The sequence below is a fragment of the Stenotrophomonas sp. 220_Sma genome (assembly GCF_056487375.1).
This window is the reverse complement of sequence record NZ_CM151348.1, coordinates 4,170,239-4,190,668: the sequence shown is the minus strand read 5'-3', so window position 1 is coordinate 4,190,668 and position 20,430 is coordinate 4,170,239. Positions and strand designations below refer to the sequence as shown.

The following is a 20,430-nucleotide window of genomic DNA, read 5'->3' as shown; positions in this document are numbered from 1 at the left end:
CTGCCATGTCGCTGTCAGACCCCACGTCCACCCTGATGTTCGCCGAAGCCGCTGAAGCGGCCGACGTGGTCGCGCGCCAGTTCTCGCGCAACCACGCCACCATGGAAACCCTGGCTGCCAGCCTGCGTGCGGCGCCGCCGCCGTTCGTGGTCACCTGCGCACGCGGCAGCTCCGACCATGCCGCCACCTATGGCAAGTACCTGCTGGAAACCCAGCTGGGCCTGGTGGTCGCATCGGCTTCGCCGTCGGTGGGTTCGGTCTATGCCGCACCGCTGCAGCTGCGTGGCGCGCTGTTCATCGTCATCTCGCAGTCGGGCAAGAGCCCGGACCTGCTGCGCAACGCGGAAGCTGCCAAGGCCGCCGGCGCGCGCGTGATCGCACTGGTCAACGTCGAGGATTCGCCGCTGGCGCAGCTGGCCGATACGGTCATTCCGCTGCACGCCGGTGCCGAGAAGAGTGTGGCGGCGACCAAGAGCTACCTGGCGTCGCTGGCTGCGCTGCTGCAGCTGGCTGCCTACTGGAAGCAGGACGCAAGCCTGCGTGCGGCGCTGGACCTGCTGCCGGACGCGATGCGCGAGGCCTGGCAGTGCGACTGGACGCCGGTGACCGAGGGCCTGGTCGAGGCGACCAACCTGTTCGTGCTCGGCCGTGGCCTGGGCCTGGGCGCGGCGCAGGAAGCTGCACTGAAGTTCAAGGAAACCTGCAGCCTGCATGCCGAAGCCTACAGCTCGGCTGAAGTGAAGCATGGCCCGATGGCGCTGGTCGACCGCGGTTTCCCGGTGCTGGCCTTTGCCCAGCCCGACGAAACCGGCGCCGGAACCCGTGCCGTCGTCGAGGAATTCACCGCGCGCGGTGCACAGGTGTGGATGGCCGGTGCCGGTGGCAACCTGCCGGTAGCGGCCGCGCCGCATCCGCTGTGCGCACCTCTGCTGACCGTGCAGAGCTTCTACCGCGCGATCAACGCGCTGGCGCTGCGTCGTGGCTTCAACCCGGATCTGCCGCCGCACCTGAACAAGGTCACGGAGACGGTGTGATGGCCACGGTCCTGCGCAATGCCCGCATCCTGGCAGGCGACGAATTCCGCGATGATCTGGCGGTGGTGATCGAGCACGGCCGCATCAGCGCGCTGCTGCCCGATGCAGCGCCGCAGCTGGGCCAGGCCGCCGAGCAGGTTGATCTGGGCGGTGGCTGGCTGCTGCCCGGTTTCATCGATGTGCAGGTCAATGGTGGCGGCGGCGCGCTGTTCAACAACACGCCGGACGTGGCGTCGCTGCGGACCATCGCGCAGGCGCACCGCCGCTTCGGTACCACCGCGATGCTGCCGACGCTGATCAGCGACGACGTGGGCGTGATGCGTGAAGCCATCGATGCGATGCGCGAGGCGATCGCGCAGGGTGTGCCCGGCGTGATCGGCATCCATCTGGAAGGACCGTACATCGCGCCGGCCCGCAAGGGTACGCACGATGCCAGCAAGTTCCGTGTGCCAGACGAAGCAGAGATCGCGCTGGCCGCATCGCTGGACAACGGCGTGACCCTGCTGACGCTGGCACCGGAACGCGTGCCGCTGGAGACCATTCGCGCGCTGGTCGAGCGCGGCGTGATCGTTGCCGCTGGGCATACCGCAGGCACCTACGAAGAGATCCGCGCCGGTCTGGATGCAGGCGTGCGTGGCTTCACCCACCTGTACAACGCGATGTCGCCGCTGCAGGGCCGTGAGCCCGGCGCGGTGGGCGCTGCGCTGGAAGACCGCGACAGCTGGATCGGCATCATCGTCGATGGCGTGCATGTGCATCCGGCCAGCCTGCGCGTGGCGCTGGCAGCCAAACCGCGTGGTCGCCTGCTGCTGGTCACCGATGCGATGCCGCCGGTTGGCGCCGACGATCCCAGTTACGTGCTGTACGGCGAAACCATCACCGCCATCGACGGCGTGGTGCGCAATGCCGCCGGTTCGCTGGCCGGCTCGGCGCTGGACATGGCCACCGCGGTGCGCAACACCGTGCAGCTGCTCGGCCAGCCACTGGCCGAAGCCGCGCGCATGGCCTCGACCTATCCGGCGCAGTTCCTCAACGTTGACGATCGTCTGGGCCACATCGCCGAGGGCTACCAGGCCGACCTGGTGCTGCTGGACGATGCCCTGCAGGTGCGTGGCACCTGGATTGCCGGACAATACGAGGCCGCTTGATGGCCGATCCCTTGAAGGGAAGCATGCCGCCACGCCGGCTGGGCTCGATCGATGCCCTGCGCGGCATTACCGTGGCGGCAATGCTGCTGGTCAACAACCCGGGTGACTGGAGCGCGGTGTTCGCGCCGCTGCGTCATTCGGAATGGCATGGCTGCACGCCTACCGACCTGGTGTTCCCGTTCTTCCTGTTCCTGGTGGGCGTGTCGATGGCCTTCAGCGTGGCGCCACGCGCGCTGGACGCGTCGGCGCGACCGGCATTGGCACGCGGCGTGCTGGAGCGCGCACTGCGCATCCTGGTGGCCGGTGCGCTGCTGCACCTGCTGATCTGGTGGGCGCTGGATACCCATCACTTCCGCATATGGGGCGTACTGCAGCGGATCGCGGTATGCGCGGCGCTGGTGGGCGTACTGGCGGTGTATGCGCGTCCGCGCGCACAGGCGGCCGTACTGGTCAGTCTGCTGGTGGGGTATACCGTACTGCTGCTGGGCGTCGGCGATCTGGCGTCGTGGACCAATCCGGCCAGTCGTCTGGATACCGCGCTGTTCGCACCGTGGATCTACCAGTGGCATGCCGATACCGGGCTCGGACATGACCCGGAAGGATTGCTGAGTACGCTGGGCGCGCTGGCCAGCACGGTGCTCGGCCTGCTTGCCGGTGGCCTGCTGCGCAACGGGCGTTCGGCGGCATTGGCCGGGCTGGGCGTGGCGACCGCTGTGCTCGGCCTGTTGCTGGCCATCGTGTTGCCGCTGAACAAACAGCTGTGGACGCCCAGTTACGTGCTGTGGACGGGCGGTCTTGCGGCGCTGGTGCTGTGGCTGGGCCACGTGCTGATCGACCAGAAGGGCTGGCCCGCGCTGGGCCGGCGCTTCGGGGTCAATGCAATCACCGCCTATCTGGGCGCATCGGTGATGTCGGTGGTGTTGATGGCGACCGGCGCCTGGGGCTGGATCTGGCAGCATCTGGCCACGGCGATGCCGCAGGCGCTGGAACTGGCGTCGATGCTGCAGGCGCTGGTGTTCGTCGCACTGTGGTGGGGCGTGGCGTGGTGGCTGGACCGGCGGAAGATCTATCTGAAGATCTGACCCCATCCGCCAACGGCATCCACGCATGGCGTGGATCTACCAGGTGCCATGAGTGAATCGATTGGCGATGCAGGGTCAGTAGATCCACGCCATGCGTGGATGCTTTGCGCGTGATCCCCATGTGCCAAAAAATGAACGATTTCAGCCACATCACATTGGCGTGAGGACCGGGCGATTTCACATCTGAACTGTGATTCTCTGCACGCAAGTTCACCTGTCGAAACGGTTCACCACACGGCAGACTGCAAGCGCAGTGCCGCACATACGCAGTTCCTGATTTCCCGTCCAGGAGTGCCCCATGTCCCGTGCCGTTCCGCGTGCGTTCCGCCCGCGCCGCCTTGCTGTTTCCGTGTTGCAGGCCCTCGCCGTTCCGTCCCTGCTTCTGACGACCGCCAGCGTCGCCTGGGCGGGCTGCAACAACCCGGCACCGACCGCCGGCCAGACGGTCACCTGTGATGCCAACGCACCGAATCCGCAGACCACTCCCGTTACCGCCAGTGGCGCGGCTGGCGTCACCGTCAACGTCGGCAATGGTGCCCAGTTGCAGCAGAGTGGTGGTGGATCGGCCCTCGCGCTGGTCGGTGCCGGTGGTCACCTGCTGTCAAACCAGGGCGCGATCAGTTCGGTGGGCGGTGTGGCCGTGCAGCTTGGGGGTGGCAGCCGCGTCGACAACACCGGCAGCATCAGCACCGGCAACAACATTGCCCTGCAGTTCATCGGCGCAGGCGACAGCGTGCTGGTCAATCGGGGAACGATCAGTGGTCAGACCGGCGTGCAGTTCGATGCGGGCAACGATCGCTTCGAGATGCAGGCCGGCAGCATCACCGGAGGCGTACTGCAGGGCGATGGAAACGATGTGCTGCTGCTCAGTGACGGCACGATCGACAGCGTCGACCAGGGCGGTGGCGATGACCAGATGACTGTCACCGGCGGCACCGTCACCGGCGTGGTGGTGCAGGGCAGTGGCCGCGATGATTTCGTCATGAGTGGCGGCACGATCGGCGCGCTGCAGCAGGGCGACAACATCGATACCTTCCGCATGAGCGGTGGCCGCATCGTCGGTGCGTTCGAGGATGGCGACCAGGCCTGGATGACCGCTGGCCGCATCGGCCGCGTCAACATGAAGCTGGACAAGAATCTGTGGGATCAGTCCGGCGGCATCGTTGAGGGCAACGTGGTCACCGGCTTCGACACCGACACCATCATCATCTCGGGTACGGCCTACATCGGCGGCAACATCAGTGTCAGTGGTGGTGCCGACAGCGTGACCATCACCGATGGCACCGTGCGTGGCCAGGTGCTGCTCAGTACCGGCAACGACATCTTCAACTGGAGAGGTGGCGGCATCGTCTATGGCGCGATCGACATGGGTCCTGACAACGACGTGGCCAATCTCGCCAGCCTCAACCAGGGCAACCTTGGTGCAGTGCCGCTGTTCGACGGTGGCAGTGGCATCGATCAGCTCAACTTCAACAACGTCAAGGCTGCAGGCATGGGACGCTTCCAGAACTGGGAGACAATCAGCCTGGCCAACAGCACCGAGCTGACCTTCGATGGCGATCTGGTGCTGGGTGACAGCGGAACCGGCACCGGCACGCTCACGGTGGATGACACCAGCACTGTCTACGCGGGCAGTGGCGGCCATGCCGTCCGTCCGTTCAACAGTGGCGCACTGGTGGAGATGGTCAATGCCGGGCGTATCGACCTGACCGGTACCGGTGCTGGCGACGTGTTTACCGTGCGTGGCAACTATCGTGGTGACGGCGGTGGCCTGTACCTGCGTACCGTGCTCGGCGCGGACAATTCCACCAGCGACCGCCTGGTGATCGATGGCGGTACCGCCACCGGCACCACCGGCATCGGCGTGCTCAATGCCGGCGGCAGCGGCGCGGCCACGCTGGCCGATGGCATCCTGGTGGTGCAGGCGTTGAATGGTGGCCGTACCGCGCCGGGCGCGTTCTCGCTGTTCGCACCGGTTGCGGCCGGTGCCTACGAGTACTTCCTGTTCAAGGGCGGTGTCAGTGCCGGTACCAGCGAGAACTGGTACCTGCGCTCGACCGTGGTGGCCGGGCCTGCACCGGCGCCCAACGGAAGCGGTATCAATGGCGTGCCGCCGCCGCCGACGCCACCCGTCGCACCCCCACCACCGATCACCCCGGCACCGCCACCGCCGCCCGAAGGCGCCACCGATCCGGATCTGACCGCAGGCGAGACCGCGCCGCCACCACCGCCGCCGGAACCCGTGCCGGTGGCGCCGCCCAGTGATCCGGCGGTGCCGGATGTGCCGGTGGCTGGCGGAGCGCTGCCCGGAACCGGTGCGCCGCCGACGCCGGGTGCACGTCCCGCCGAGGGCGCAGTGGTACCGCTATACCGCGTGGAGACTGCCACCTATGCTGTGGTGCCGCCGCTGCTGCGCGAGACCTCGCTGGCCAGCCTCGGTACCTTCCACGAGCGGCAGGGCGAACAACGCCTGCTGTACAACCAGGGTGCATTCCGCACCGCCTGGGGCCGGTTGGTGGGCCAGAGCAGCGAGATCCATTGGAAGGGTGATGCGCAGCCCGGCTTTGATGGCGATGTGATGGGCCTGCAGGCTGGCCTCGATGTGTGGGCTGCTGCCTCTGACAACCACCGCAACCAGATCGGCGTGTTCGTCGGCCGCACCCGCGCGCAGGGCAAGACCACCGGCCTGGCACTGGGCTGGGAGAACGTGCAGGTAGGCCAGAGCCGCCTGGACGACAAGCACGTGGGCCTGTACTGGACCTTCACCGACAGCAGCGGGGGCTACATCGACGCCGTGGCGATGCAGAGCCGCTACGACGGCCGCGCGCGTTCTTCGCGTGGACTCGGCTTCGGGATCAAGGGCGATGGCACCAGCGTATCGGTGGAAGCCGGCAAGCCGCTGCTGCACGTCGGCCAGTCCGCATGGTGGCTGGAACCGCAGGTACAGGTGATCTGGCAGCGCACCGCGCTGGACGACCGCCGCGATGAAGTATCGAGCGTGCGTTTCGACAACGACAATGCCTGGACCGGCCGCATCGGCCTGCGCCTGGCCGGCGACTACCAGTTGGCCGACAACGGCTGGCAACCATACTTCAAGCTCAATTACTGGCATGGCCGTTCCGGCGAGGACCGCGTCGGCTTCGACAACGACACGATCATCAATTCGCAGCGCTCGCGTGCACTGGAAGCCGGGGTAGGTGTGGTCGGGCGCTTCAACCGCACCATCAGCGCCTATGCCGTGGCCGACTACACACGCGAGCTGGGCGGTGACCGCAACGAGAAGCGCCGCATCATCGAAGGCAACATCGGCCTGCGCGCGGATTGGTGAGTCTCGTGCTCTGGCGTGTGCCGACCAAGGTCGGCACACATACCCAACTGACGGCATTGACCCGCTTTGGTAGGTGTCGACCTTGGTCGACACGAATCCTGCCGCTGTCATGACCCTGTAGAGCCGAGCCATGCTCGGCTGCTTCGGTCCAATCCCACAGAGCCGAGCATGGGCTCGGCTCTATAGGACAACGGTGCGTGGCGAGATCGATCCCGCCACGACTATCCTATGGCTTCGATACATGACAAGGAGTCGTCGATGCTGGACCCAAGGAATGTTCGTGCCACCATGCTCGCCACGCTGCTGCTTTCATCTTCGGTCGCTGTTGCAGAGGAAACAGTGGAGCTGCCGTCGCCCGAAGCGCGTGAGCAGATGCTGCAATTGTTGGAAACCCAGTCTTTGTACCGTGGCCGCGTCGATTGGAACGACGTGCGCGCCCGCCTGACCGCCGCAGGCGATGACCGCGCGCAACAGCGCCGTGTCCTGGATGAGGCCGCCGCACGCAGCAGCGGAGGCCACGGCCGCTGGTTTTCACCAAGCGAGCAGCGTCAGCGCTCCGAACGTGCTCAGCGCTTGAATGCCGCTCAGGCCACCGAACTCGCTGCCCCCAGTCATGTCAATCCCCGCATCGGCGTGTTGCGGGTCAGCCCCTTTGTGGAAGACCTGCAACGCAGCGAACCGGAACGCTATGAAGCACGCAAGGTCTACGCGCTGGCGTTGCAGGAGCGTATCGCCGGCCTGGATGACGGCACGCGGTGCGGCTGGGTAGTGGATGTAAGCAGTAATGGTGGCGGCAACATGTGGCCGATGTTGTTGGGTTTGTTGCCATTGCTGCATGGAACGCCGGATACGCAGGGGGCGTTGATCGGCGCCTTCCGTAGTGCCAATGGATTGCTGTGGTGGCGGCAGGCGGAAGGAGAAGTTGTGCAAGGCAATGCCTCGATGCTGCGTTCACGACAGGGCGCGTATCGATTGCGTGCGGGCACAGCACCGGTGGCGGTGGTGATGGGGGCCGGTACGGCAAGCTCCGGCGAAGCAGTGGCACTCGCGTTTCGAGGGCAACCAGGGAGTCGCAGTTTCGGTCAGCCCAGCGCAGGCTTTTCTACCGGCAATCGACCCATGACGCTGGTGGACGGTACTACTTTGTTGATGACCCACAATGTGATGACTGACCGCAACGGGCAGGGTGACGGCGGCAGAATGCAGCCGGATCAGGCTACGGCCAGCGGACCGGCCACCGTGGCTGCCGCCCAAGCGTGGCTACTGGCCCAGCCCGCCTGCCAGGGCCACTGAGCCATGATCCTGATCGGCCAACAGGAACGGGTGGTGATCGTCGGCCCCACCGAAGCGCATCACTGCCTGCGCTGCCAGACGGAAACCGAGTTCGCCCCGCAGCTGCGCTACAAGATGGCGCGCATCGACCTGCTGTTTGGCTTCACCTACCAGCGCCGCTACGAACTGGCCTGCACCCGGTGCGAGCACGGCTGGGTGCTGGATACCGAGACCATGGACCAGCAGCTGGGCGGGGTACCGATCCCGTGGCGGCACCGCTTCGGCCTGCCGTTGATGCTGGTGGTTGTGGCCGGGCTGGCCGCGCTGGGCTGGCTGTGGCGGCACGGATACATCGACCGCTGATGAAGATGAGAGGGTTGCTTATGTCCCATATTGGGACTAGGATGCGCGAATGAAAGTGGTTGCTTTGGCGACGCTGAAACGATTCTGGGAACGCCACCCTGATTCGGAAGCAGCGCTGAGGTCCTGGTACGACGAAGTCAGGCACGCCGTATGGGACACGCCGCACGACGTACGCCAACGTTATGCAAGCGCAAGTTTCGTGGCGAACAGTCGTGTGGTGTTCAACATAAAGGGCAACAGCTACCGGCTCATCGTCGCTGTGGGTTACAGGTTTCAAGTGGTCTACATCAAGTTCATTGGCACCCACGCCGAGTACGACCGGATCGACGCCGACACTGTGGAGCTTCTATGAACATCCAGCCCATCCGTACGGAAAGCGACTACGAAAACGCTCTGCGCGAGATTTCGGCCTATGTGGACAACGAGCCGGAGCCGGGGAGCGAGGATGGCGATCGATTCGAAATTCTCGTAACGCTGGTTGAAGCCTACGAAGCGAAGCACTACCCGATCGACCCGCCAGATCCCATCGACGCAATCCGCTTCCGCATGGAGCAGGGCGGTCTGACAGTGAAGGATCTGGTGCCGTCCATCGGCCAGCTCAACCGTGTCTACGAGGTGTTGAATCGCAAGCGCGGTCTGACTCTGGAAATGATCCGGAAGCTTCACCGCAACCTGGGCATTCCCGCGGAAAGTCTCATCGGCCGCTGAAGCCCTGAGAGTCCCTGCCGATGCGCTGCCGTGCCTCACCCCCGGCCTGCTAAAGTTGCAGCCTGCAATCACGTACCGGAACCGACCATGGACCACGACACCCCGTTCGAACCCCTCAACGACCTCGAGGTGCGCCTGCTGCAGGCCCAGGACGGCACGCTGACCGCAGCGCAGTTCCTCGACGGCCTGCTGACCTCGACGGCGTTCGTGCTGCTGGACAAGGCCATTGGCGAAGACGGCGCCTGGGACGAGAGCATCTCGCCGCTGGTGCTGACCAGCGAGAGCGGTGAGCCGATGTTCGCGGTGTTCACCGCCCACGAGCGCGCCGGCCTGTGGCACGAGCAGCTGCCGCAGTTTGCGCATGCCATGCCGATTGCGGTGCACGCGCTGTTGGCCGGTATCGGCGACGGCGTCGGCCTGGTGCTGAACCCGGGCCTGGACGTGGGCATGGAGATGATTCCCGATGCCGTGGCCCAGCTGAAGCAGCGTGCGGCGGCGATCACCCGCGGCATGACGCACTGAATCCAGGGACTGTCTGGTTGCCGGCCAGCGGCCGGCACTCCCCGTGGTGCCGGACGGCGGCGATGGCTTGCAAGTGCGCCCTGTTCAATGGAGAGGAGCATCGTGGGCAAGCGTTCTAGCCGATCGCTGTGGGTCTATGAGATCGGCCTTCTTGCGGGTTTGGCACTGGCAGCTGCGTTCATCACCCGGTTCAATCCGGTGGAGACGCTCCGGTTGGGTGGATGGCTGTTCCTCTTGATGCAACCCGTCTTGTTGGGTGCTCATGCTGTCGACCACTTCTCGCGCAAGCGCCGTCGATAGACGGGCGACGTGAAGGTGCCGGCCAGCGGCCGGCACTACCAGGTGCTTCAGCGGGCGGCGGCGATGGCTTTCACCCGCGCCTTGGCCAGTGCTTCGCCGATGGCGGGGCCCTTCAGATGCGTGGTATCCAGATCCCGCGCCTGCACTGACAGCGCCGCCTGGTGCAGGCGCTTGAGCGTTTCGCCCTGTGGGTAGTCGGCATCCTCGAAACCGAGCCGGCCGCGCTTGTCGGCCTCGCAGCACAGTGCGATGCGGGCCACGCGTTCCGGCCGGCGTAGTGCATCGCAGCGGCCCAGCAGTTCCAGCACAGTGGCATCGCGCAGTTCGTCGATGCGGTGCACGTTCAAGTGCTCGCGGCAGACTGCTTCGGCCAGTTGCTGGTGCTCGGTGGGAATCTTCAACCGCGCGCACAATGCCTTCAGCGGTTTGATGCCGCGCTGCTCGTGCATGATGTGGCGTGGCCATTCCTCCGGCGGGGTCAGGCCCTTGCCGAGGTCGTGAGTGAGGGCAGCGAAGCCGACCAGGTCATCACCCGGTGCCAGTTTCGCGGCCATGTCGCTGACCATTTCCTGGTGGATGCCGGTGTCGACTTCCGGATGGAATTCGGCACGCTGCGGCACGCCATACAGCGCTTCCAGCTCGGGCAGGATCGGGCCCAACGCATGCGCAGCGTGCAGCGTGCGCAGGAAGGCGGAGGGCCGTTCACTGACCAGCGCCTTGCGCAGTTCCTGCCAGACGCGTTCCGGCACCAGCGCGTCCAGCTCGCCACTGGCGGCGACCTCGCGCATCAGCGCCATGGTCTCTTCGGCGACGGTGAAGCCCAGTGGCGCGAAGCGCGCCATGAAGCGCGCCGCGCGCAGCACGCGCAGTGGATCTTCCACGAACGCCGGGCCGACGTGGCGCAGCACGCGCTGCTCAAGATCGCGAACGCCACCGTAAGGATCGACCAGCGTGCCGGTTTCCTCATCGCAGGCGATCGCGTTGATGGTGAAGTCGCGGCGCTGCAGGTCCTCTTCCAGCGTCACCGCCGGATCGGCATCGACCACGAAGCCGCGATAGCCACGGCCGGATTTGCGCTCGGTGCGCGCCAGCGCGTATTCCTCGCCGGTCTTCGGGTGCAGGAACACCGGGAAATCACGGCCGACGGCGGTGTAGCCCTGCGCTTCCATCTGCGCGGGCGTGGCACCGACCACCACCCAGTCACGGTCGCCGGCAGGGCGCTGCAGCAGGCGGTCGCGTACGGCGCCGCCGACAAGATAGATCTTCATGGGGGGATGATCGCACGGTAGGTGCATGAGCATCGGTAGTGCCGGCCGCTGGCCGGCAACCCTTGGACAATGGCGGTTGCCGGCCAGCGGCCGGCACTACCGATGAAGAGGAATCACGGCAGGCCGCGCCACTCCGGCACGAACAGGCCGGCCAGGAACCACAGGCCGTAGACGATCCACAGGCAGAGGAAGTACAGCTTGATCTGCGCTTCGTCCCACAGGCTGCCCCAGCTGTCGACGAAGGCCAGCGACTTCCAGCCTTCCATCCAGGCCGCGCCACCCCAGCGCAGTACCCAGGTGGCGAACAGGCTCCAGGCGGCGAACATCCCGATCCAGGCCAGCAGGCTCATTGCGTTCCCTCCCCAGGGAATGGAGATCGGGTCGTGCCGGCCAGCGGCCGGCACGACCGCAGTGCGATCAATCGCCGCCCTGGTCCGTGTTGGCGGCGCAGCTGAAGCTCTTGCGCTTGTCCACCAGGCGGCCCATCAGGCGGTCGCTCAGCGGCAATGCATCGCCATTGAGGCGCCAGTCGTAGATCACGCTGAAGGCCAGCACGCGGGCGACGTACTCGCGGGTTTCCTTGTAGCTGATGGTCTCGATCCACAGGTCCGGGTCATAACCCGGGCGCTGGCCCTGCCAACGCGCGGTCGGGGTCGGGCCGGCGTTGTAGGCGGCGATGGTCACGTACGGCAGGCCGTCGTACTTGTTCATCAGCTGGCGCAGATAGGCGGTACCGATGGCGATGTTGGTGTCCGGGTCGTACAGGCTGTCGGCGCCGCCATAGCCGGTCAGGCCGATCGACTTGGCCACGCCGGCACCGGTGGCCGGCAGCACCTGCATCAGGCCCATGGCGTTGGCAGGCGAGCGCGCGCGCGCGGTGAAGGTGCTCTCGGCGCGGATCTCTGCCGCCACCCAGGCCGGATCGATCGCGTTGCGTGCCGATTCGCGGCGGATGGTGGCGTCGTGGTGCAGCGGGAAGCGCAGGTCATACAGGCGCTGTTCCTGCGGCTGCTTGCCGAGTGCGAACACGGCGCGGTCGAACCAGCCATTGTCCTGCGCCACGCGAACGGCGAGGCGGCGCTGGGTGTCATCGAAGCGCGACAGCGCACTGTTCCATTCGGCCACGGCCCAGCCGGCGCGGTCGATCTGGTACAGCGCCATCGCGCGCTGGATGGCTGGGTCGCGCGCGATCACCGCCTGTGCCTGCGCGCTGTCGTTCGGCTTCCACGGGCACAGCGTGTAGCCCTGCTGCAGTTTGTCGGCGGCGAGGAAACCATGGAAGGTCGGTGCGCGCGCGGCCTCGCGGAACAGCGGCTGCGCCTGTTGGGCCTGGCCGGTCTTCTCCAGCATGCGGCCTTCGAAGTAGCGCCAGCGCGGGTCGCTGCGCTGCTTGCTGCCCATCTTGCGGATCGCGGTAAGCGCTGCCGGCCAGTCGCCGCGCGACATCGCTTCGCGCACGCGCCATTCGTGCAGGCGTTCGTCGTACGCCGATTCCGGCACCGCATTGAGACGGCGCGCCGAATCGGGCAGGTAGGACGCCACCGTCCACAGTGCGATCTGGTACAGCACCTGGCCCTGCTGGTCGGCACTCAGGCCCAGTGCCTGCGCGTACTGCGGCAGCTGCTGTTCGGTGGCGCCGGGATCGGCCTTGGCCAGCTTGGCCAGGCCATCAGTGGCGATGCGCCGGCTGCGCTCGGTGCGCGGCCAGTTCAATGCGCTGGCATTGGGCTTGTCGACAAAGGCCGCGTAATTGTTGGCCAGCGCCAGGTCGGTGGCAGGCAGGCCCCGTGCGGCGCTGCGCATCACAGCGGGTTGCTGGGCGTCGGCGGCGGCATCGATGCGTTCCCAGCGCAGCGCGTCGCTCAGACCACCCTGCGCCTGCAGCACGGCGAAAACGGCATCACAGCCGTCCGGCAGCGACTTGCCGTTCTTGCGCCACAGATCCTGCGCTTCGCTGATCCACTGCGGATCGACCTTACCGGTCACCTGGCGCGCGGTCAGCTGCGCACAGCGCAGGCCGGCGTTGTCGGTGGGCGCCCAGTTGGCGAGCAGGGTCGGCCAGTCCTGGCGGCGTGCGACCGAGGGCAGCCACACGCTGCGGAAGGTGGTAGCCACGGCCTGGCCGTCGTAGCGCTTGAGGAAGGCCTGCGCCTGCGCGGTATCGACGGTGTCGATGTTGCGGCGCAGGTTGGCGTACTCCAGCCAGCCGTATGCAGGATGGCGGCTGAGTGCGGCGGCTTGGCCGGGATCGAACTGGCCGCGTTCGGCGGCAGCGATCGCGGCCTTCAGCTGCGCGTTCTGGGCGTCGAGGGACTGGGCATTGGCGCAGCCGATCAGCAGCGTGGTGGCCAAGGGCAGCAGGGACAGGGCGGTCGAAGAGCGTCGGGTCATGGCGGGCAGCATAGCGGGCAATGGCTGAATTCAGTTTCGCATTGCGTGCACGCGATGGGTCGGCAACGGCAGCTGAATGCTCGTGCTGCAGGCACTGCCTCGCGAGCCTGCGGGCGACGTAGTGTCGAGCTTGGGCGAACGGCCCGGCTGCAGGGAGCGGCACATGGCGTTCAGTAGCGCAGGAAGAAGCGGCCCGCTGGCGGACATCAATGTCACGCCACTGGTGGATGTGATGCTGGTGCTGTTGATCATCTTCATCGTGACCGCGCCGATCGTGGCCCGGCCGATAGCCGTGCAGTTGCCACAGGCCACCGATCGCGTGGTCGACCGTCCCGAACCGCCACCGCCGATCGAGCTGCGCCTGGACGCTGCCAACCAGCTCAGCTGGAATGGTCAGCCGATGGTGATCAGTGAGCTGCAGGCGCGCCTGCAGGCACAGGCGGGCGAACATGCCGGCAACCTGCCGGAGCTGCGTATCGCCACCGATCCGGCGGCCGAATACGAAGGCATGGCGAGGATTCTGGCCGCAGCCGAGGCGACCGGCATGGAGCGCATTGCGTTCGTGCGGTAGTGCGATGTCTCACTGCCGCTCATGCGGTGATTGCTGCATGAGCGGCGCTTCCCCTGCTGACAGCGTCGCATCCAGGATCCGCAGAAAGGCCATTTCAATCTGCGCTGGAACCGGGGTTGGATGTGCTCGCCACCTTCCGGTCCCAGGGGCACGTTCAACGTCGAAAGCAGTCAACTCGGCTCTCTCGAAATCCACCACAACCGTCAATCCCTCTCCCGAGGCCAAGGCCGCATCGCTGGGGGAGGGGCAGTTGTTGCACTCGATCACGCCGCCTGCTCTCGATTCGCCCGCCAGGGAAAAAAGCAGCGTCATCACCGTCGTGACACCCAGCACCGCACTCACCGCTTTCATGATCGACCCTCCCGCGAATGGCTGGAGGTGCGAGTCTGCGCTGGATCGACTAGCGGCGCCTTCTGAAAGAGGGAATTTCAAACCATTCCTGAAACGGTCCGGCAAAGACCTTCTCCATGAATGTGGCAGCCCCCGGCGCGCGCTGTCGCAGCCGGCATCAAGGCTGCCTGTCGTGAACAATATCGTCCGGTCATAACCTGCAGCCATCTGACGCAATCGGCCTGCAATTGCGTCAATTCCGCGTGAAAGAGTGTCGATCATCACGCCGCGATTTTTACCACTTGTTTACAAAGGAGACGGCGCCGCCATGCAGGGAGGGAGTGCGGCAGCCCATGTCCCGACATTCCTTTGGAGAGAGAGCGAATGAATCACCTGCACCACCGCCCTTTGGCGGTTGCCGTCGCGCTGTGCGTGATGACCCTGGCACCGTTGGGTGCCGCTGCACAATCCACCACCAACCTCGATGCGGTGGAAGTCACCGGTACCCGCATCAAGCGCGCTGAAGTCGAAGGCCAGGTGCCGATCCAGACGCTGACCCGCGGTGATATCGAACGCACCGGCCTGACCTCGATCGGCGAAGTGCTGCAGCAGCTCACCGGTTCCGGTTCCGCGCTCAATGCCAAGTTCAATTCGTCCGGCAACTTCGGCTTCCCGCCCGATGGCAGTGGTGTAGGTGCTGGCTCGGCGCAGGTGGACCTGCGCCATCTGGGCGCCAAGCGCGTGCTGGTGCTGGTTGACGGCATCCGCTGGGTCAATGAGTCGTCCGCCTCCGGTGTGGGCTCGGCCACCGACCTCAACACCATTCCGCTGGCCATCGTCGAGCGCATCGAAGTGCTGGAAGATGGCGCGTCGTCGCTGTATGGCTCCGATGCCATTGCCGGCGTGGTCAACATCATCACCCGTCGTGATTTCGATGGCGGCCAGGTGACCCTGAACTACGGCGAGTACAGCAAGGGCGATGGCACGCAGAAGGGCGTGGATCTGGCCTGGGGCAAGAGCGGCGACCGCTTCAGCCTGTTCCTCGGCGCCAGCTGGACCAAGCAGGATCCGGTGTTCGCCAAGGACCGCGAGCAGTCGCGCTTCCCGATTCCCGGCACCGGCCTGGCCTTCGGCAGCGGTGGCATTCCGCAGGGCCGTTTCATGTTCACCGACCCGAACACCGGTGCGGTGCAGAACATCGTGCCCAATACCGGCGTGAGCAACCCGCGCTACGACGGCAGTGCCGGCTGCGCGCGCACCGATGACTATCACTGCTTCACCAGTGCTGATCGCTTCAACTTCGCCGAATACAACATGGTGCTGACACCGTCGGAGCGTAAGGGCCTGTTCGGTCAGTTCCGCTTCGACATCACCGACAACGTGCAGTGGTACGTCAAGGCACTGGGCAACCGCCGTGAGTCGACCAACCAGGCCGGCCCGGAGCCGCTGTTCTTCGGTCCCGATGGCGCCACCGGCAATCCGCTGGCCGACAACATCACCGTGTCTGCACTCAACCCGTACAACCCGTTCGGCTTCGACCTGGTCTCGGGTGACAACCTGAGCCTGATCGGTCGCCGTCCAGTAGAAGGCGGCGCGCGCGTGTTCAAGCAGGAAGTGGACACCACGTATTTCGCCACCGGCTTCGTCGGCAACTTCCAGGCGGCTGACCGCAGCTGGTACTGGGACGTCAACGGCATGTACAGCAAGAACAAGGCCGAACAGACCAACTACGGCAGCTACAACATCTACAACGTCAACATGGCGCTGGGCGATCCGTCCGTCTGTGCGGCGACGCCGGGCTGCGTGCCGCTGAACATCTTCGGCGGTGCCGGTTCGATCACGCCGGACATGCTGAAGTGGATCCAGCCGGTGGTGCGTGACCGCAGCCAGAACGAACTGAGCCTGTTCACCGCCAACCTGTCCAGCGACCTGTTCACGCTGCCGGCCGGCCCGGTGTCGTTCGCTACCGGCTTCGAGTATCGCAAGTACGAGGGTTCGTACCAGCCCGATCCGCTGACGGTGGCGGGCCACTACAACGGCGTGCCTTCGCAGCCGACGTCCGGCTCGTATGACGTCAACGAGGCCTATCTGGAGTTGAGCGTGCCGATCTTCGCCGACTCTTCATTCGGCAAGAAGCTGGACCTGAGCCTGGCCGGCCGCTATTCGGACTACTCCACCTTCGGTGGCGAATTCACGCCCAAGTACGGCCTGCGTTGGCAGGTGACCGACGATTTCGTGCTGCGCACGACCTATGCCGAGGGCTTCCGTGCACCGTCGATCGGTGAGTTGTACGGTTCGGCCGCGCGTGCCGACCTGCAGTTGTTCGATCCATGCTCGGTGGGCCTGGGCGGTACGCCGCCGCGCGGCAGCGCCGCCAACTGTGCCGCGCTGGGCGTGCCGGCCGGCTTCCAGCAGGCCAACTCGCAGATCTCGGTGACCACCGGCGGCAACCGCGAGCTGGATCCGGAGCGCTCGCGCAGTTTCAGTGCCGGTTTCGTGTGGAGCCCGTGGTTTGGCAACAACACCTCGTGGTCCGAGCGCTTCGACGTGGAGGTGACCTTCTATCGCCATGCCATCGATGGCGCGATCCAAGCAATCAACGCGCAGACCCAGCTGGACCTGTGCGTGGAAACGCTGGATCCGATCTACTGCGATGGCATCACCCGCGCCAATACCGGTGCAGTGAGCAGCTTCAACAACCGCCTGACCAATCTCGGCTCGATCAAGACCGATGGCTGGGACGTGGATCTGTTCTGGACGTTGCCGCAGAGCTCGATCGGCCAGTTCAAGCTGGGCTGGAAGAACACGTTCGTCGGCCGCTACGAGGCCACCGGTGCGGCGGGCCAGAAGCAGCCGCAGAAGCCGGGCGTGGAAGTGGCCGACAGCTCGATTCCGGAATGGACCAGCAATGCCAGCATCGGCTGGACGCTGGACCGCTGGAGTGCCAACTGGACCGTTCGGCATATCTCCGAATTGACCGAGAACTGCGGTGACGCCTCTGTATTCCCGGTCTGCAGCAACCAGGCCGCAGGCACCAATACGCTGTCGGCCACCACCTTCCATGACATGCAGGTGGGCTACAAGATCGACTGGATGAAGGGGCTGCAGCTGACCGCTGGCCTGAACAACGTGTTCGACAAGGATCCGCCGATCTGCCTGTCGTGCTCGTTGAACGGTTACGACGCTTCGACCTATGACATCCCGCGTGGCCGCTACTGGTACCTGCGCGCGGACCTGCGTTTCTGATGAAGGGACGGCGCCGGGCTCAGCCCGGCGCCGTTGCAGCGTCGAGCCATGCTCGACTCCATGAAGGCGGTCAATCCGGAATGTCCTGTTCCGGGCCATCCTGTTCAAGGCTGGCACGGCGGAACGCGGTGCGTGCCCATCCCAGTCCGGCCACGATCATCATCGGCCCGACCGCGAAGGCGGGCAGTGAGGGAATGCGGAACTGTGGCAGCGTTTGGACCAGCAGGTTGTACAGGATCCAGGCCACCAGGATCAGGCCGATCCCCGCGCACAACAGTCCGAACAGCACCTGTGGAATGCCCATTGCCAATCCCAGCGCGCGCTCGGAGCGGGTGGGAGTGGGGATGGCGCGCAGTTCACGGCCCAGATCGAACCAGAACAGGATCGCTGCGGGCAGGCCGATCAGCAGAAGCAGGATGAAGTAGCCATTGCCTGTAGCGACCATCAGCGGCAGCGAAGAGAACAGGGCCACGAGCGATAGACCGAGTTTCGTGCGGGTGCGCATGGCCGGTCGTCCTGGAGGGGGAAGGCGCGAGGTATCCGTCTGCGCGACGCTACACCTGCAAGGGCAGCGCGGCAACGGGGGCGCTGGGCGCCCCCGTTGTGGTGTCGAGCCGTGCTCGACGACCCCGTGTGATCGAGTCGAGCATGGCTCGACGCTACAAGGCCGGTTGGATCAGAACGCCCAGGTGAACGTCAGCGAGCCATTGCGGCCGTCGCCGTAGGCACCGTAGCCGGTGATCTGCGAGTAGTACTTCTTGTCCAGCAGGTTGTTGAGGTTGGCCTGCACGCTGAACTCCGGCGAGATGCGGTAGCGCACGAAGGCACTGACCAGCGCGTAGCCTTCCTGTTCGAAGCGGCCCACTACCGGCGCAGCGTAGTAGATGCGGTTCTGCCAGTTGGCACCGCCGCCGACGGTCAGTTCCTGCAGCGATTGCGGGGTGTAGCTGGTGAACAGCTTCAGCGCGGTCTGCGGCAGGTTGGTGTTGATGTCGGCGCCGTTGATGTCCTTGGCCACGTAACGTGAAGCACCGAAGGTCGCGTTCCAGCCCGGTGCCAGTTCGCCGTTCACTTCGAACTCGAAGCCGCGGCTGACGGTGCCACGTGCAGCGATGTAGGCGGTCTCGTTCATTTGCCCGTCGACCTTGTCCATGGTTTCCTGGCCAACGTTGTCCTGCTCGATGCGGAACACTGCCACGGATGCATTCAGCCGGTTGTCGAACCACGCGCCCTTGACGCCGACTTCGTAGCTCTTGCCATCGACCGGATCGAGGTAGCTGCCCTGCTTGTTGCGCAGCGTCTGCGGCTGGAAGATCTCGGTATAGCTGGCGTAGGCGGAGTAGGTATCGTTGATGTCGTAGACCAGGCCGGCATACGGCGTGGTCACTTTGTGCGAGCGGTCGTTGCCTTCGTCTTCGCTCTTCCAGTCGGTGTAGCGCGCACCGATGATCAGCTTCAGTGGATCGGCCAGCGACAGGCGTGCGGCGGCATAGCCGGCCTTCTGGGTGATGGTGCCCTGGCTGGCAAGCTTCAGCGGTCGCCAGTTCGGCTGCGGGAAATCACCGGTCCAGCCGAAGTAGCTGGCCAGCGGCAGGTACTGTGCATTCGGATCGTTGAAGTCAGGCTGGAAATCACCATAGTTGGCGAACTCACGCTTGTTGTAGCTCAGGCCGGCCATGAACTGGTGCTCGCGGCCGAACAGCTGGAACGGCCCATCGATGTAGCCATCGATGCCATCAACCTTGCGCTCGGTGTTGTAGAAGCCGGCCATCGGCGTGATGCCGGCGCCCGTGGTCTTGTTGAACGCGGTGTAGGCCGGATAGAACAGCTTGTCGTCGGCCTTGGTGCGGTCGTGGGTGGCGCCGATCTTGAACTTCCAGCCGTTGCTGAAGGCATGCTGCAGGGTGGCGAACGCACGCTTGCTGGTGGTGTCCCAGTAGGTCCAGTCCGGCGACGGATTGAACGAGGTCGGATAGTTGGTCGGGCTGCCATCGGCGTACCACATCGGGAAGCCGCCCCAGGTCGCGCCGTTGGCGCGCTTCTGCTGGTAGTCGTAGCCCACGCTGAGCTGCGTGTCCGGGGTCAGGTCGGCGTCGATGACGGCATAACCCAGCGTCTTGCGCTGGTTGTAGCGGTCCATCTGACCATCGGTGTCCAGGTAGCTGCCGATCACCCGGCCGCGCACCGTGCCACTGGCGTTCAGCGCGGTGCCCACGTCCACGGTGGTGCGCGTGCGGCCCCAACTGCCGACGTTCACCGAGACGCTGCCGGTCAGTTCTGCGCTGTCGGCGTGTTTGCGGATGAGGTTCACCGAGGCGGACGGATTGCCGGCACCGCTGAGCAGGCCGGTAGCGCCGCGTACCACTTCCACGCGGTCGTACAGCGCAAGATCGAGGCCGGAATCGCCGTAGCTCCAGTTCTGCACCATCTGCGTCGGCAGGCCATCGAACTGGTAGGCATCGATGTAGAAGCCACGCGCGTAGAACTCGGTGCGCTCGCTGTCGGACTGGGTGCTGGTCACGCCGGTGGTGTTGGCCAGCACGTCGATGATGTCGTCCAGCTTCTGATCTTCGATGCGCTGGTGGCTGATGATGCTGACCGACTGCGGGATCTCGCGCGGTGCCAGATCGAAGCGGGTACCGGCCGAGGTGCGGCGCACCGAATAGCCTTCGGCACGTTCGCCCTTGACCACCACCTTGTCCAGCGTGGTCGGATCGGCGGCGGTGTCGGCGAAGGCGGCCGGGGCCACGGCGCAGAGAACGGCAAGCACGGCAACGGACAGCCGCTGCGGCTGCAGGGTACGGAAGGCGGGACGGGTCATGGGGGTCCTGGACGAGCACGCGCGTTCGGCCGGCATCCAGGAGGCG

18 protein-coding genes are annotated in these 20,430 nt (G+C 65.5%); 12 read left to right on the top strand and 6 right to left on the bottom strand.

Annotation, left to right across the window (positions count from 1 at the left end; translation table 11 throughout):
- Window positions 1–5: 5 nt before the first annotated feature.
- The 10 genes from ACZLIB_RS19550 (at window position 6) to ACZLIB_RS19505 (ending at window position 9,757) form a co-directional block, all read left to right on the top strand.
- Window positions 6–1,034, top strand: a complete 1,029-nt coding sequence (locus ACZLIB_RS19550; RefSeq protein WP_049400482.1) for an SIS domain-containing protein — start codon at window positions 6–8, stop codon at window positions 1,032–1,034.
- A complete protein-coding gene (gene nagA / locus ACZLIB_RS19545) occupies window positions 1,034–2,182 on the top strand; it encodes an N-acetylglucosamine-6-phosphate deacetylase (RefSeq protein WP_197615778.1) in 1,149 nt (382 codons plus the stop codon). Before ACZLIB_RS19550 ends, nagA begins: the two co-directional genes overlap by 1 nt.
- Window positions 2,182–3,264 (top strand): acyltransferase family protein, encoded by a 1,083-nt coding sequence (locus ACZLIB_RS19540; RefSeq protein WP_478468486.1) that lies wholly within the window; start codon window positions 2,182–2,184, stop codon window positions 3,262–3,264. The genes nagA and ACZLIB_RS19540 overlap by 1 nt, the downstream gene beginning before the upstream one ends.
- 298 nt (window positions 3,265–3,562) lie before the next feature.
- The gene (locus ACZLIB_RS19535; protein ID WP_478468484.1) at window positions 3,563–6,592 is read left to right on the top strand and encodes an autotransporter family protein; all 3,030 of its coding nucleotides are present in this window, start codon (window positions 3,563–3,565) and stop codon (window positions 6,590–6,592) included.
- A gap of 288 nt (window positions 6,593–6,880) precedes the next feature.
- A complete protein-coding gene (locus ACZLIB_RS19530) occupies window positions 6,881–7,885 on the top strand; it encodes a S41 family peptidase (RefSeq protein WP_478468483.1) in 1,005 nt (334 codons plus the stop codon).
- A 3-nt stretch (window positions 7,886–7,888) separates the two neighbouring features.
- The gene (locus ACZLIB_RS19525; RefSeq protein ID WP_478468482.1) at window positions 7,889–8,227 is read left to right on the top strand and encodes a hypothetical protein; all 339 of its coding nucleotides are present in this window, start codon (window positions 7,889–7,891) and stop codon (window positions 8,225–8,227) included.
- A gap of 49 nt (window positions 8,228–8,276) precedes the next feature.
- Window positions 8,277–8,579 (top strand): type II toxin-antitoxin system HigB family toxin, encoded by a 303-nt coding sequence (locus tag ACZLIB_RS19520; protein WP_065178056.1) that lies wholly within the window; start codon window positions 8,277–8,279, stop codon window positions 8,577–8,579.
- Entirely contained in the window at window positions 8,576–8,935 is a 360-nt protein-coding gene (locus ACZLIB_RS19515) for a helix-turn-helix domain-containing protein (RefSeq protein ID WP_197612315.1), read from the top strand. The genes ACZLIB_RS19520 and ACZLIB_RS19515 overlap by 4 nt, the downstream gene beginning before the upstream one ends.
- A gap of 87 nt (window positions 8,936–9,022) precedes the next feature.
- Window positions 9,023–9,457 (top strand): SseB family protein, encoded by a 435-nt coding sequence (locus tag ACZLIB_RS19510; RefSeq protein ID WP_478468480.1) that lies wholly within the window; start codon window positions 9,023–9,025, stop codon window positions 9,455–9,457.
- A 102-nt stretch (window positions 9,458–9,559) separates the two neighbouring features.
- On the top strand, window positions 9,560–9,757 hold the full coding sequence (locus ACZLIB_RS19505) for a hypothetical protein (RefSeq protein ID WP_197612314.1): 198 nt from the start codon (window positions 9,560–9,562) through the stop codon (window positions 9,755–9,757).
- Window positions 9,758–9,804: 47 nt separating this feature from the next.
- On the opposite strand, the gene ACZLIB_RS19500 is transcribed toward ACZLIB_RS19505, so the two are convergent.
- The 3 genes from ACZLIB_RS19500 to ACZLIB_RS19490 form a co-directional block, all read right to left on the bottom strand.
- On the bottom strand, window positions 9,805–11,025 hold the full coding sequence (locus ACZLIB_RS19500; protein ID WP_478468479.1) for a multifunctional CCA addition/repair protein: 1,221 nt from the start codon (window positions 11,023–11,025) through the stop codon (window positions 9,805–9,807).
- A 113-nt stretch (window positions 11,026–11,138) separates the two neighbouring features.
- Window positions 11,139–11,375, bottom strand: a complete 237-nt coding sequence (locus ACZLIB_RS19495) for a hypothetical protein (protein ID WP_008267778.1) — start codon at window positions 11,373–11,375, stop codon at window positions 11,139–11,141.
- A gap of 67 nt (window positions 11,376–11,442) precedes the next feature.
- Window positions 11,443–13,428: a transglycosylase SLT domain-containing protein gene (locus ACZLIB_RS19490; RefSeq protein WP_478469948.1), complete on the bottom strand. Its 1,986-nt coding sequence runs from the start codon at window positions 13,426–13,428 to the stop codon at window positions 11,443–11,445.
- Between the two features lie 151 nt (window positions 13,429–13,579).
- Here ACZLIB_RS19490 and ACZLIB_RS19485 point away from each other — a divergent pair, with 151 nt between their 5' ends.
- The gene (locus ACZLIB_RS19485; protein ID WP_071229521.1) at window positions 13,580–13,987 is read left to right on the top strand and encodes an ExbD/TolR family protein; all 408 of its coding nucleotides are present in this window, start codon (window positions 13,580–13,582) and stop codon (window positions 13,985–13,987) included.
- A 9-nt stretch (window positions 13,988–13,996) separates the two neighbouring features.
- Here ACZLIB_RS19485 and ACZLIB_RS19480 read toward each other — a convergent pair whose 3' ends face one another.
- Complete coding sequence (locus ACZLIB_RS19480) at window positions 13,997–14,599, bottom strand: hypothetical protein (protein ID WP_478468478.1); 603 nt, start codon at window positions 14,597–14,599, stop codon at window positions 13,997–13,999.
- Between the two features lie 102 nt (window positions 14,600–14,701).
- Between ACZLIB_RS19480 and ACZLIB_RS19475 the strand changes: the two genes are divergently transcribed.
- Window positions 14,702–17,563 carry a TonB-dependent receptor gene (locus tag ACZLIB_RS19475; protein ID WP_032128961.1) on the top strand — a complete coding sequence of 954 codons (2,862 nt, stop codon included), beginning with the start codon at window positions 14,702–14,704 and terminating at the stop codon, window positions 17,561–17,563.
- A 70-nt stretch (window positions 17,564–17,633) separates the two neighbouring features.
- Here the strand turns inward: ACZLIB_RS19475 and ACZLIB_RS19470 are convergent, their stop codons facing one another.
- Together ACZLIB_RS19470 and fhuE are read right to left on the bottom strand one after the other, a co-directional pair.
- Window positions 17,634–18,068 (bottom strand): hypothetical protein, encoded by a 435-nt coding sequence (locus ACZLIB_RS19470; protein ID WP_478468477.1) that lies wholly within the window; start codon window positions 18,066–18,068, stop codon window positions 17,634–17,636.
- A gap of 171 nt (window positions 18,069–18,239) precedes the next feature.
- Window positions 18,240–20,384 (bottom strand): ferric-rhodotorulic acid/ferric-coprogen receptor FhuE, encoded by a 2,145-nt coding sequence (gene fhuE / locus ACZLIB_RS19465; protein ID WP_121504386.1) that lies wholly within the window; start codon window positions 20,382–20,384, stop codon window positions 18,240–18,242.
- Window positions 20,385–20,430 lie beyond the last annotated feature (46 nt).